This is a genomic window from Aquirufa sp. Wall-65K1, assembly GCF_054558475.1.
Genome location: NZ_JBPXKD010000005.1, coordinates 74,397 through 88,733 on the forward strand (window position 1 = coordinate 74,397; position 14,337 = coordinate 88,733).

At 38.0% G+C, this 14,337-nt stretch carries 8 protein-coding genes; 4 read left to right on the plus strand and 4 right to left on the minus strand.

Features of this window, described 5'->3' with window-relative positions; translation table 11 throughout:
- The first annotated feature begins 15 nt into the window (after positions 1-15).
- The 3 genes from ACST15_RS09480 (at position 16) to ACST15_RS09490 (ending at position 2,887) form a co-directional block, all read left to right on the plus strand.
- Positions 16-846, plus strand: coding sequence for a M48 family metallopeptidase (locus ACST15_RS09480; protein ID WP_459454415.1), 831 nt, complete (start codon positions 16-18; stop codon positions 844-846).
- Between the two features lie 77 nt (positions 847-923).
- Positions 924-1,655, plus strand: a complete 732-nt coding sequence (locus ACST15_RS09485; RefSeq protein WP_459454416.1) for a DUF3575 domain-containing protein — start codon at positions 924-926, stop codon at positions 1,653-1,655.
- A 65-nt stretch (positions 1,656-1,720) separates the two neighbouring features.
- On the plus strand, positions 1,721-2,887 hold the full coding sequence (locus ACST15_RS09490; protein ID WP_459454417.1) for a sialidase family protein: 1,167 nt from the start codon (positions 1,721-1,723) through the stop codon (positions 2,885-2,887).
- Positions 2,888-3,080: 193 nt separating this feature from the next.
- On the opposite strand, the gene ACST15_RS09495 is transcribed toward ACST15_RS09490, so the two are convergent.
- From ACST15_RS09495 to ACST15_RS09510, 4 genes are all read right to left on the minus strand, one after another.
- A complete protein-coding gene (locus ACST15_RS09495; RefSeq protein ID WP_459454418.1) occupies positions 3,081-4,061 on the minus strand; it encodes a PorP/SprF family type IX secretion system membrane protein in 981 nt (326 codons plus the stop codon).
- A 4-nt stretch (positions 4,062-4,065) separates the two neighbouring features.
- Positions 4,066-4,596 carry a gliding motility-associated C-terminal domain-containing protein gene (locus ACST15_RS09500; protein ID WP_459454419.1) on the minus strand — a complete coding sequence of 177 codons (531 nt, stop codon included), beginning with the start codon at positions 4,594-4,596 and terminating at the stop codon, positions 4,066-4,068.
- A gap of 815 nt (positions 4,597-5,411) precedes the next feature.
- On the minus strand, positions 5,412-6,374 hold the full coding sequence (locus ACST15_RS09505; protein WP_459454420.1) for a PorP/SprF family type IX secretion system membrane protein: 963 nt from the start codon (positions 6,372-6,374) through the stop codon (positions 5,412-5,414).
- Between the two features lie 27 nt (positions 6,375-6,401).
- The gene (locus ACST15_RS09510; protein ID WP_459454421.1) at positions 6,402-11,807 is read right to left on the minus strand and encodes a putative Ig domain-containing protein; all 5,406 of its coding nucleotides are present in this window, start codon (positions 11,805-11,807) and stop codon (positions 6,402-6,404) included.
- 997 nt (positions 11,808-12,804) lie between these two features.
- On the opposite strand from ACST15_RS09510, the gene ACST15_RS09515 reads away from it, so the two are divergent.
- The gene (locus ACST15_RS09515) at positions 12,805-14,154 is read left to right on the plus strand and encodes a PhoPQ-activated pathogenicity-related family protein (protein ID WP_459454422.1); all 1,350 of its coding nucleotides are present in this window, start codon (positions 12,805-12,807) and stop codon (positions 14,152-14,154) included.
- Positions 14,155-14,337: the final 183 nt, after the last annotated feature.

Consider the following 14,337-nt stretch of genomic DNA (forward strand, 5'->3'; position numbering starts at 1 on the left):
AACATTAGTTTGATTATGATAAAACGTTCTACACAAGTATACGGTATTAGTAGCCTCCTGATTCTTTTAATTTCATTGATTGTGATTTCCTGCGCACAAAATGCCTTAACAGGAAAGAGTCAATTATCCCTTGTCTCAGAGCAGGAAATACAGGCACTTTCATTAACGCAGTATCAAGAGTTTTTAAAAACGAGCCAGGTAATTTCCCCTGCCAAAGATGCGCGTGCTCAAATGGTGCAGCGTTTAGGAAAGAAAATCACGGCTTCTGTGGAGGCTTATTTTGTTGAGAAAAATAATAAGGATTTTTTAAAAGGGTATCAGTGGGAATATAATTTGGTTAAAAATGATACAACCATCAATGCCTGGTGTATGCCTGGAGGTAAAATTGTGGTTTATACAGGCATTTTGCCGGTGACTAAAAATGAAACTGCATTGGCTTTTGTCATGGGACATGAGGTATCTCACGCTTTATTGCAGCATGGAAATAAGCGGATGAGCGAGTCCATGATACAAGAATTAGGTGGGTCAGTTTTATCTGCAGCTATTTCTAGTAAGCCGAAAGAAACCCAAGATTTATTTATGCGAGCCTATGGAATAGGTACCACGGTAGGAATCATGTTACCTTTTTCTCGTGAGCAGGAATTAGAAGCCGATAAATTCGGATTAATGTGGGCTGCCAAAGCAGGGTATGACCCGACCGAGGCCATGGCTTTTTGGGAACGCATGCATCAATCAAAATCGGGAGAGGCTCAACCTGAATTTTTAAGTACTCACCCATCTGATGCCACTAGAATTCAAAAGATTAAGGAATATTTGCCAGAGGCAATGAAATATTATAAAAAGTAAATGGGAGTTTCCTCTGGAAACGAAAAGAGAAATTCCATTGAAATTTTAAGTTATTAGCTTGCCAACAATCAACCTTCATGAAGAAAATTTTATTGCTTTTACTTTTGATTCCCGGCTTAATTTGGGCCCAAAAATCGCCTAAAAATAGTATCAAGGTAAATCTGAGCTCTTTGGTCCTAAGAAATTATAATTTTACTTATGAGCGAAGCCTAAGCAAGCACCTTTCCTTTTCATTAGGATTTAGATCAATGCCTTATGGGAATGTTCCAATGGAAGGTTTTATTTCGGATCAAATAAATGATCAGTCGATCAATTTATCTCGATTGAAGCTGGGTAATTTCGCTATTACACCTGAAATTAGATACTATTTTAGCAGTAAGGGTAACCAAGGATTTTATGCCGCTCCTTATGCCAGATATTTGGTTTATGATTTGACAGCCCCAATTACCGTGGAAGATAAAACCAGTGGTCAATTCATGCAGGTGGATCGTGATTTTAAAGGAAAAATTACTTCCATGAATGGGGGGCTGATGTTTGGTGTACAATATCCACTTTGGAAGAATCGCTTGGTGGTTGACTTTTGGATTGTAGGAGCTCATTTTGGATCCAGCAAGGGTATTCTAACGGCGGAATTTCAGCCATCCTTGAATGCTGATGAACAAGCTATTTTACAAAGAGAAGTAGATAATTTGGATACAGCTCCCTTTAAATCCGTAGGAAAAGTTACCGCTAATTCAGCTCAAATTAATACAGAAGGACCGTGGTTAGGACTAAGAGGCTTAGGACTTAATTTAGGCTTTAAGTTTTAATAGAAAGCTAAAGGAATTAGAGTATTTTTAGGTATTATTTCGGTATAATTTTATCTATTTAACTCATGAAACCTTTACGCTCCTATGTAATTTTTTACGTCTGCCTACTTTTTCTTAGTACTTCCTTGACAGCCCAAGTTCCTGGTGTTGTCATTGCCCATAGTCCTGCCTCTAGTGGACAATACATTGGATCTCCAAGTATTTGCATTCTCTCCAATGGGAATTATTTAGCATCGCATGATTTTTTTGGTCCAAAATCTACGGAGCACACCTCAGCCGTCTCAGAGGTCTATTTATCGAAGAATAAGGGTAAAACTTGGGTGAAGATAAGTCAAATTCAAGGTCAATTTTGGTCTAAATTAGTCGAGATTCAAGGAAAATTATATATCATGGGCACCTACAAACACCATGGTAATACCATCATTCGAAATTCGCAGGATGGGGGTTATACCTGGACCGAGCCTATTGATGCAGAACATGGCCTCTTGTTAGCAGGGGAGTATCATTGTGCTCCTATGCCCTTTTTAGAGCACAATGGCCGTTTATGGAGAGCCATGGAGGATGCCATGGGGCCAATCAAGACATGGGGCAAACGATATGGTACTTTTATGATGTCGATGCCCTTAGATGCAGATCCCATGAAAGCCGCTAGTTGGACTAAAACGAATGTACTTCGCTATGATTCAACGTATTTGAATCATCAATTTGGTGCTTGGATTGAAGGTAACGCAGTCGCAGATCCCCAGGGGCAAGTTTGGAATATCTTGCGCGTGGATAATAAATCGACTATGGATGAATATGCGGCTATGGTCAAGATTAGTGCGGATGGGAAAGAGGCTAGTTTTGATACGACAAGGGGATTTATCCGTTTTCCGGGTGGAGCGAAAAAGTTTTCGATCCGTTATGATGCCAAGTCAAAGCTATATTGGACTATTTCTAATGTCATTCCAGAGGAAATTAAGGCTAAAAACCTGGGTAAGAATCCAGCTTCATTTAGAAATACCTTGGCCCTGATTTGTTCGAAGGATTTACAAATTTGGGAAGTCAAAAAAATCATATTTCACCACCCAGATGAGATTAAACATGGTTTTCAGTATGTCGACTGGCAGTTTCAAGGTAAACACATCGTTTTAGCTAGTAGGACCGCTTATGACGATGAGGAAGGTGGAGCACATCGCAGTCATGATGCCAATTATTTGACTTTTTACCGCATCAAACGATTTAGAAAATAGGTTTATTTGCTCAGGAGGAATAAGCTTCTGGGGGGTATTTTTTGATTCTAAGTTGCTTACCTAATGCATGAAATTCTAGGATGCATCGCTACATTAAATTTAAAGAGTGAGCCTAGGTTTTTTGAGGTATTTTTAAGCATAAAAAAAGCGATTTCTTGAGAGATCGCTTTTTTGTTCATTGATGAGGCATTTTTTATTTAACCGCTGGCTCGCTAGCTGGAGCTGCTACTTCTTTTTTGAAGAAGGAGAATCTTAAGGCGATTTCATGCGTTTGTGTACTTACTTTACTGATATTAGAGATAGGTAACTCATACACGTATCCTAAATAGATTTTTTTACTGGCTTGCATACCTAAACGTAAACCGTAACTATCTTTATGGCGGTAGCTTAATCCTACATCTAATTTATCCTTGATTTGCGCATTTAAATTAATGTCCCAACTTAAAGGTACGTCAGAAGCCATTCTTAATAATGTACTTGGATATAAGTTGATGTTATTTCCCATCTTAATCTTGGTACCTACCATGGTGTAGAAATAATCTACGTCTTTATATGCTCCGCTAGCGGCGCCAAAATCGTATTTAAACACACGTGGTTGTGAGATACTCAAAAACAGACCATCTCCTTTGCTGAAGCGTAAGCCCCAACCAGTATTGAATTTTAAACCTGTCGAAATATCTTGGGCAAAAAGTGCATCATTTTGATTCACTAAGCGAATGGATGACCAGTTTAAGGCTAAATTCGAAAATCCACCACGAATACCACCTGACATTCTCCATTTATCGTTTAATGATACGTGGTAAGCAAAATCGGCACCGATGTTTGTTGTTTTAACAGGACCAGCTTGGTCGACCATGGCTAAAAAACCTAAGCCTTTCTTTTCACCCCATTTGATATTGGCTGTAGCAGCTATCGTTTTAGGAGCACCTTCTACGCCAATCCATTGTTGTCTATTGATAAACACTACTTCGGAGTTCTCGGTGGATCCAGAATGCGCAGGGGTAATGATTTGAGGGTTGAATCGGTACAAATTGTACATGCTTTCGATTTGAGCATGTGATGAATAACTCCATGAAAGCATGAATCCAAGAAGGAGGTAAGTTAGGGCCAAGCGGCCCCAACTTTGCCTTTTTTGATCTACTCTCAGTTTAATATGTATATAATTATAGAACATTGTTTTACTTTACTGCTAACCTATTTATAAGTACGTATGTTGATATGTTTTCCCTTTGTCCATAAAAATCTACTACGTAATAATAGATTCCGTCTGGAAGTAGTTTCGCATCGCTGTTTGAATTGGAACTAAGATATTCTCCGCCCCAATCATTGGTGTAGTTTTCTTTTTCAAAAACTAAATTTCCCCAGCGATTAAAAATGCTCAGCTTATTTTTGAGCCCCGCTATTCCGTCAATAACTAGTTTATCATTCTTACCATCGCCATTTGGAGTAATTCCTTGAGGAATAATACCTATAGCTTCCATGTTTTCTGTGCGGAACTTGTTTTTGTCACCAGTAGGAATAACAAATTGCCCTTTTAAGGTAGAATCTGCTAGGATACTGGTTTTTGCAAATGAATAGCTTTGAGATGTACGTTGACTAGTTAGAGCCTCAGCGGTAATCGTTACACACGCAGCTACACATACAAACGAGAACGTTTTGATCGCTGAACTGTAAGATGAAATCGACTTGAGGTTGAATTTAGAATTCATTTAATCTTTATTAGAACACGTTTTAATATTTCAAAAGCTAGGTTTCACAAGCAAACGAACAATCACACCTACAAGGATGGTTTGTTTGGTTGGGCTGTTTTAAAAATGTTTTAAAGCAAGCGCACTAGATTTTAGCGGAATTAAAGTTTCCTGTAGTTTTAGTACAGAGTAGCTGAACCGTGAGTTAAGCTGAGAGATAGATTTTTTCATATTAATTTAGAACATTGTAGAACACTAAGCCAGAGTCAAATCCTATTTTTTTTCTCTGATTTACTTTACAAAGGTACTCTAAAGCATTAATTTAAAAAATAGAACATTGCTAATATTTGTTCTTAATTTTAAATTCAAAACAAAGTTGTTGCTCAGTCTTTCGGAATGGCCTTTCGTTGATTTTTCGGCAGGTTGATTTATAAAAATTCTGTACTATGTATCGAATTCTGTACTGCGATTTTTACTTGATTTTTTGCCAGAAATTTAAGCTTTTCTTTACAAAATCGACCTGGAATCATGCATTTTGCACCAATTTAGGCATTTAAACTGATAAAAAGTACAAGTATTTTTGTGAAATACCGTGAATCAAGTATGTAAAGTTAATTTAAAATGGCCATATGGATTGTTTCTATTCAGCATAAAAATACCCCATTTTTTAATTGAAAAATAGTTTACAAAGCTGCTCCTATCTAATGATTTTATAAAATCAAGTTAAAATAGTTTGTGAAATTAAAATTTAAATAGGAAAAGGGCATAAAAAAAAGCTAGATCAAAAATTAACCTAGCTTTCCACTTTTCGTTCTCTAATCTACTGTCTTAAATATCTATTTCGTTTCAACGATTTCTTTCTTGTTAAACGTGAATCGTAATGCAATTTCATGTGTTTGTGTAGTTACTTTACTAATGGCTGATATAGGTAGTTCATATACGTAACCAGCATAAAGGTTTTTTGTTGCCTGAAATCCTAAACGAATTCCATAACTATCACTTTTTCTGTAACTAAGCCCTAAATCAAACCTCTCGCGGATACGGCTATTGATGTTGATATCATAACTTAAAGGTACATCGGTAGCTATGCGAAATAATGCACTTGGATATAAGGTAACTTGTGACCCTAGACGCACTTTTGTGCCCACCATGGTGTAGTAGTAATCTACATCTTTATAGGCTCCAGAAGCTGTTCCAAAATCATATTTAAGTACCCTCGGTTGAGAAACACTTAAAAATAATCCGTCTCCTTTAGAGAAGCGTAGTCCCCAACCGGTATTGAATTTTAAACCGCTTGAAATATCTTCTTGAAAATTATCATCTCCGCCGTGTGTTAAACGGATGGCAGACCACTCAATGGCCAAATTAGCTAATCCTCCACGGATACCACCAGACATCGTCCACTTGTCGTTTAAGGCCACATGGTAAGCAAAATCAGCACTGATGTTCGTCATTTTAATTGGGCCTGCTTGGTCCATTAATGCAATTACACCAATACCTTTATTCTCTCCCCATTTTTGGTTTAGACTTGCGGCAAAGGTAGTAGGTGCTCCTTCGAAGCCTACCCACTGACGTCTATTTATAACCGTGATGTCAGATACTTCTGATGATCCCACATGAGCAGGAGTAACGATTTGAGGGTTAAAGCGATATAAACTGTACATCGTTTCAATTTGCCCTTTAGATTCGTATGAACAAACGCCTAATAACATCGCTACTAGGGTAGTCATCAACATACCCTTTACAGGTATGTTGATGAGCTTAGAGATGTTTGAGATACTATATTGTTTCGTATTCATTTTTCTTTCTGTTTTCAGCGATTAAGATTACTTGATTTTTAGTCTATTAATGAATAGATAAGTTGAGATGTTTGGTTTAATACCATAGAAATCAACGATGTAGTAGTAAACTCCGTCAGGAAGTAAACCATCTTTCAAAATAAACGCATTAGCACCTTCACCGCCCCAGGTATTTTTGTAGTCTTTGGTTTCGTACACAATCTCACCCCAACGGTTGAAAATGGTCAATGTATTCTTGAATCCTAAGATTCCTGGAATAATCAATTTGTCATTTTTACCGTCACCATTTGGTGAAATACCTTGTGGAATAAACGTAGGACATACATCTGGATCTAAACGATTTGGAATTCCGTCATTATCACAGTCAGGTAATCCGCCGTAATCTAGATTGTCTTCCATGATATCTAGGATACCATCGTTATCATTATCTGTATCTTGGAAATCTGGTTTACCGTCTTTATCTGTGTCTAATGGGGTAGCAGGGTTAGCGCCAGCTTCCACTTTATCCATAAAGCCGTCATTGTCAGAATCTAGATCTCTAAAGTCAGGAGTACCGTCATTGTCTGTATCAACAGGTACAGATGGATTAGAACCGGCTTCTATTTTATCTGGGATACCATCATTATCTGTATCAGTATCTTGGAAATCAGGATTGCCGTCAGAATCTGTATCAATTGGGTTATTCGGGTTATTACCAGCTTCTACTTTATCAGGAATGCTGTCGTTATCCGAATCCAATTCACGGAAATCTGGAATACCATCTTTGTCGGTATCAGTTGGATTGCTTGGGTTTTTACCTGCTTCCACTTTATCCGGGATACCATCATTATCCGAATCTAAGTCACGGAAATCAGGTGTACCGTCCTTATCTGTATCTATAGGATTGATTGGGTCTTTACCTGCCTCAATGCTATCTGGGATACCATCATTATCCGAGTCTAAATCGCGGTAATCAGGTGTACCATCTTTATCTGTATCTACAGGGTTGTTTGGATCCTTACCTGCTTCAAATAAATCTGGGATACCATCATTGTCCGAATCGGTATCACGGAAGTCTGGCGTACCATCTTTGTCAGTATCTACTGGATTATTAGGGTCATTACCTGCCTCTATTTTATCCGGGATACCATCATTATCTGAATCAAGATCACGGAAATCAGGAGTACCATCATTATCTGTATCTACAGGATTATTTGGATCAGAACCAGCTTCAATTTTATCTGGGATACCATCGTTGTCAGAATCTAAATCCCTGAAATCAGGTGTGCCATCTTTATCTGTGTCAACAGGGTTATTAGGATCAGCACCAGCTTCAATTTTATCCGGAATACCGTCATTATCAGAATCTAAGTCGCGGTAATCAGGCGTACCATCTTTATCTGTATCCACTGGATTATTTGGATCTGCACCAGCTTCTATTTTATCAGGGATACCATCGTTATCTGAATCGATATCTCTGAAATCAGGTGTACCATCTTTATCCGTATCAACTGGATTAGTTGGATCAGCACCCGCTTCTACTTTATCAGGAATACCGTCATTGTCTGAATCTAAATCACGGAAGTCAGGTGTACCATCTTTATCTGTATCCACTGGATTAGTAGGATCAGCACCCGCTTCTATCTTGTCAGGGATGCCATCATTATCAGAATCTAAATCCTCAAAGTCTTTAGCTCCGTCATTATCTGTATCTACTGGAGAGTTACATGAAACAGCTTCTAGGGCATCTGGGATACTATCATTATCCGAATCAAGATCACGGAAGTTAGGTTTGTCATCACCGTCGATGTCACCGCCTAATTCAACTCGATCAGGAATACAATCATTGTCCGAATCTAAATCTAAGAAGTCTGGAGATCCGTCTTTGTCTGTGTCAATCACAGCAACATATTGTCCGCGATCATCCCAACCATCTCCATTACCATCATTTAAGTTGGTACAGGTAGCACATTTGTTCTTACCTTCCCAAGCATCTGGAATGGTATCACCATCTGAATCTAGATCTAGGTAATTAGGGATTTTATCTCCATCATTATCTCCGTCTCTTTCATCGCTATCACCTAACCAATCACCATCAGAATCTAAATCGCGGTAATTAGGACGACCATCTCCATCTGGATCTGCGGTTAATTCTTTACTATCTAATAAAGAATCACCGTCTGAATCTAAATCTAAATAATCAGGCGTACCGTCTTTATCTGTATCTGGAATTGGAGCAGGATTAGACTCTAAGAAATCGGCTAAACCGTTTTTGTTAGCATCTATGAACGCGCCATTTACATCTACGCGACCATTGTAATTCGGGTCAATCACACCACGTCTTGAATCGGTTGCTTCCCATGCATCTAAGATAGAATCACCATCAGAATCAAGATCTAAGTAGTTTGGAATACCATCACCATCGCGGTCAGAATTTTTTTCTGTACTATCTAAGATACCATCATTATCAGAATCTAAATCTAAGTAGTTTGGAATACCGTCGCCATCAGAGTCAATGTTTTTCTCGATGCTATCTGGGATACCATCATTATCTGAATCTGGATCTTGGAAGTTTGGTAGACCGTCAGAATCGTAATCTTGGCAGTTAGGGCCACCAGAAGCACATTCTACGCTGTTTGGTAGACCGTCATTATCACAGTCATTGGCTCCGAAAATCACATAACTTGGAGATCCAATAGCTGGAGGATTTCCACCTGCACCACCCACACAATAGTTAAGCGGTTGCGGATCAGTACCATTATTAGTTCCGTCACCATCACAATCGGTATTTCTCCAAGTCAAGGTCGTATTCGCAAAAATTTGACTTGCAGGATTATAAGAACATCCATCATTTGGATTAGTTCCGTCAAGGGCTTCTTGCGCATCTGAAACTCCATCACCATCCGCATCTGGTGGAAGACCAGAATTGACTACCATCGTAAAGGTATTAGATACAACACTTCCGCCAGAATTGGTAGCAGTTACAGTGAAACTAGTTAATGCCGTTACTGCAGTTGGAGTACCAGTGATTTTTCCATCAACGGTGCTGAAAGATAAACCTGCTGGAAGAGTACCACTTGTTAAAGCATAAGATACTACATTACCTGTAATCGAAGGATTCAGCGAAGGAATCGCCGTACCTACTGTATACACGTTCGGAGTATTATAGCTTAATCCTGTAGGAACAGCATCATTAACCGTAATGGTAAAAGTATTAGATACCGTATTACCTCCTGTATTGGTAGCAGTTACTGTGAAGTTGCTTGATCCAGTTACGGCAGTTGGAGTACCAGTGATTTTTCCATCAACGGTGCTGAAAGATAAACCTGCTGGAAGTGTACCACTTGTTAAAGCATAAGATACCACATTACCAGTAATCGAAGGATTCAGCGAAGGAATCGCCGTTCCTACTGTATACACGTTCGGAGTATTATAGCTTAATCCTGTAGGTGCAGGGTCATTAACGGTAATACTAAATGTGTTGGAAACCGCATCACCACCTGCATTAGTTGCTGTTACAGTAAAGTTTCTCAAAGCAGTAGCTGCCGTTGGAGTTCCCGTAATTTTACCATCAGCAGTATTGAAGCTTAAACCACTTGGTAAAGTACCTGATGTTAATGCATAAGAGTCAACCGTACCTGTTACAGCAGGGTTAAGCGAGGAAATCGCTGTACCGACTGTGTAAACATTAGGTGTATTATAAGATAAACCAGTAGGAGCTGGTGGGGCTGAGGCAATTACCGTAATGGAGAAAATATTAGAAACCGCATCACCACCTGTATTAGTGGCCGTTACAGTAAAGTTTCTTATGGAAGTAACTGCCGTTGGAGTACCTGTGATTTTACCATTTGCCGTGTTGAAAGATAATCCAGTTGGTAAAGTACCTGAAGTTAAGGCGTATGATACTACATTTCCTGTAACTGAGGGATCTAAAGAGGTAATCGCATTATTTACTACATAAACTCTTGGTGTTGGGTAGCTTAAATTGCTAGGAGCTACATCGTTTACTGTTATAGTAAAGGTATTAGACACGGTACTACCGCCTGAATTTGTTGCCGTTACAGTAAAGCTTCTTAATGCAGTAACTGTTGTTGGAGTACCTGTAATTTTACCATCTACTGTGCTAAATGATAATCCAGCAGGTAATGTTCCTGAGGTTAAGGCATAAGAAACAACATTACCTGTAACTGAAGGGTTAAGCGAAGTAATGGCTGAGCCCGCAGTATATACATTTGTCGTATTATAAGTTAATCCTGTTGGTGCTACATCATTTACCGTGATAGAAAATGTGTTGGATGTAGTGCTTCCTAAGGCATTGGTCGCTGTTACCGTAAAGTTTCTTAATGCGGTAACTGCTGTAGGAGTTCCAGTAATTTTACCATTTGCCGTGTTAAATGATAAACCGGTTGGTAAGGTACCCGAAGCTAGTGCATAAGACACAACTGGTCCTGTTACCGTAAGTGGATCAAGGGAAGTAATGGCGGATCCAACAGTATAAACATTGGGAGTTGGATATGTTAAATTACTTGGAGCTGTTTCATTGTCGAGGATTGAAACAACCGTTGTATTGGTTACATTGGCTGCGTTAACAGCGTCCGCAATTACAATATTGAATGTCTCTGTTCCTTCCGCTAATAAATCATCTAAAACGGGTACTGTGATAGTTTTGGAAGATTCTCCAATAGCAAATGTTAAGGTACCGCTAGTATTGGTATAATCCGTTCCATTGGTAGCTGTTCCACCAGAAGTGGTATAATTTACCGTAGTGGCAACCGTTGCAGCTGGACTTAAAGTTACTGTTGCTACAGCATTTACTCCACCTACTGCCTCAGTAACACTTAATGTTGAGGTAATATTTAGCTTGGGCTGAGCAGCCAAATATGCATTCAAATCATCTAAGAGTGTTGATACATTAGCTGCGTTTCCTGAAAGTGCGCCTGTATTGTCCATATTTAATATTTGACCGTTCAGGGTTAATCCTATAGCACTGGTTTCTAAAATGTTGTAGGTTCCTGTTGAGGTAGTTATGGTTACATTTGTACCAGTAGCAGGTCGAAATACTATTGTTCTAACAGTATTACTAGGAGGACCTGTTTCTCGCCAGTTGATTTGTCCATTAATTGTGTGATTCACATTAGCAAAGTCTGTAAAAGTAACATAACCTAGTAAGTCATTTCCTTGAAGTGTACTTTGCAATTCAAATACATTAGTACTTGAATTTTGACTAAATGATAATTTAGTAATTCCTTTAACATCAGTGGCAAAGCCACCAGTAGCTGCTGGTTGGTTGTTGGTATTGGCTCCAATATATCCTTTATTGAAGGTAACAGATACCGTTCCTGCCCATGCTGGCATGGCTGCTGAAAGTGAGATTAAAAAAGTAGCCAAAAATAAGACCTTCAAAAGGAAGGGTCGTTTTTTAGCCTCTTTGTTTGAGTTGAGGTTTTTGTGCATACAATATAATTTAGGTAACTATTTGGTTAATGAAATAGTAGGGTTAGAGAACAAAACCCAAGCCTTGCTTGCGCATGGACTTTATTACCATCGGGAAGACTTATTGAGAAAAATTAGATTGCGCCAGAAGGCCAAATAGACAAAATTGTCAAAACAAAACGTTTTTGAACGATGAACGTCTGGTTTAACTTAAGTTTATTAGAACAAGGAGTAATCTGTTTTTAATCAAAAGAAATCCTAATTGGGGTTTTCTTCGATGCGAAATAACTTCAAATTGTTGCCAAATTATAATTGTTACCTGCTAATAAAGTTTCCAATTACAAATTAAGGACAAAAAAAGTGGGCTGAGTGTTTTTAAAGCTAAGGTCCGAAAATTGACCTGATCGATAATTTTTCGGGTCGAAATTTGAAAATGTTTACTAAGCTGATTTGGCCGCAAAAACAAGCTAAGTTTAATTGATGTAAATAATAGTTTAAAATTGATTTAACTTTACAAATTTTCTTTAAATTACATAAGTAATTGATAATGAATTAGTTGTAATCATAATTTTATAAATGTAGATTTGATTTTTTTGAATATTTTTTTACAATTTATGTTTGTTCATATTCAGTAAATATTCATCCCCCGTTTATGCCTGTTAATCTCAATTATTTGATAGAAATAGAAATATCCATCGCTAAAGTTACAAGCTAGCCTAAATTGCCTTCCTCCGTTTTTATCCTCCTGAAAGTAGCTACCATTTTAAATAACTATGTTCTATGTATGAACCATCTTGATTCCACAGCATTAAAATCAGACTTAGAAAAATTTATGTTTTCGTGCCTAAGTTTAAGTTTAGGTTTTCGGTAAAATTGTTACATGACTTATTAAGTTGATTCCTATTTATCTATCAGAGTAGTAGTTACCTGCTTTATTACATCCAAACTATTGGATTTTTGGGTAAAAATAAATTAATAGAGTATATTGAGAATCAATTCTAAACCTTCAAAATTTAACATGTACACATCAATTAAAAAAGTAGTATTAAGTATCGCTACCCTTTGCCTACTAGCCTTTACCAGCTTTGGACAGAAAGTAAATCCTGAAACGGCCTTAAAAAGTTATATGGCCAATGGAGATAAGACTTATCAGTGGGAATTAAAGGATTCAGTTTCTTTAGGAACATCCAAAGGGTATAATGTCTTATTAACTTCACAAAAGTGGCAAAATATCACTTGGAAGCACCAATTGACCATCATCATACCTGCCAAAGTAAATTATGAAGGAGCTATGCTCTTTATTACGGGTGGTAGCAATAAGGATGAACAACCAAATTGGAGCAAAGAAGATAAAATGTGGAATTACTTGTCGATGGTGGCCGCAAAAAACCATGCGGTGGTAGCCTTAATTAAGCAAGTGCCTAATCAACCTCTTTATGGTGGAAAAACAGAGGATGAGTTAATCTCTTATACTTTACATCAATTTAGAGAAACAGGAGATCATTCTTGGCCATTATTGTTTCCGATGGTAAAATCAGCGGTGAGGGGAATGGATGCCATTCAAGAATTTGCTAATAAAAAAGCAGGAATTCAAATTAAGGACTTTGTCATTTCAGGAGCATCAAAAAGGGGATGGACTACGTGGTTATCATCTGCTATTGGGGATAAGCGAGTGAAGGCCATTGGGCCTATGGTGATTGATATGTTAAATATGCCCGCTACTTTGAATTATCAAAAAGATACCTATGGTGAATACAGTGACCAAATTGAAGACTATGTAAAATTGGGAATTCCGCAGGGCACTGGTACACCTACTGGTAAGGCTATTACTTCCATGATTGATCCCTACTCGTATCGAGCTTCCATGACCATTCCGAAAATTATTTTTATTGGAACTAATGACCCATATTGGACAGCTGATGCTATCAAACATTATTTTGATCAAATTCCTGGTAAAAACCTTATCCATTATGTACCCAATGCAGGCCATGATTTGGCTGGAGGCAAACAGGCCATTGAAGCATTAAGTGCTTTCTTTGGATTAAGTCTTCAAAATAAAGAAGTGCCTGTACCTACTTGGAATGTGGTGAAAGGTAAAGATGGTTTTGAATTAACCGTAAATGCTAATCCTACCGATTTAGAAGATGCGGCTATTTGGGGTACAACTTCCGCAGACCGTGATTTTAGGAATAATTTATGGCTAACTCAGCGGGTTAAGCCTGTGGGAAATACGGTTAAATACGTGATTCCTTATGTTAAAAAGGGCTATCAAGCATTTTATATGGACTTGAAGTACAAAGATCCTAATGGTGGAAGCTATACCATTAGTACAAGGATATTCACTACGGATACCGACAAAGTATTGTAATTCAAATTTTTTCCAAACACCCGATTGCCAATCAGTCGGGTGTTTTTTTATACCCATTCATTTCAATGATAGCTTTAAAGTGAACACCTTGAATAGGCTCAATTTTGGCCATTACTATTCTTAAATGCTAATTTATCTAAACCCACCAAAGATATATGGTTATTTAGATTTCATGATTAGCCA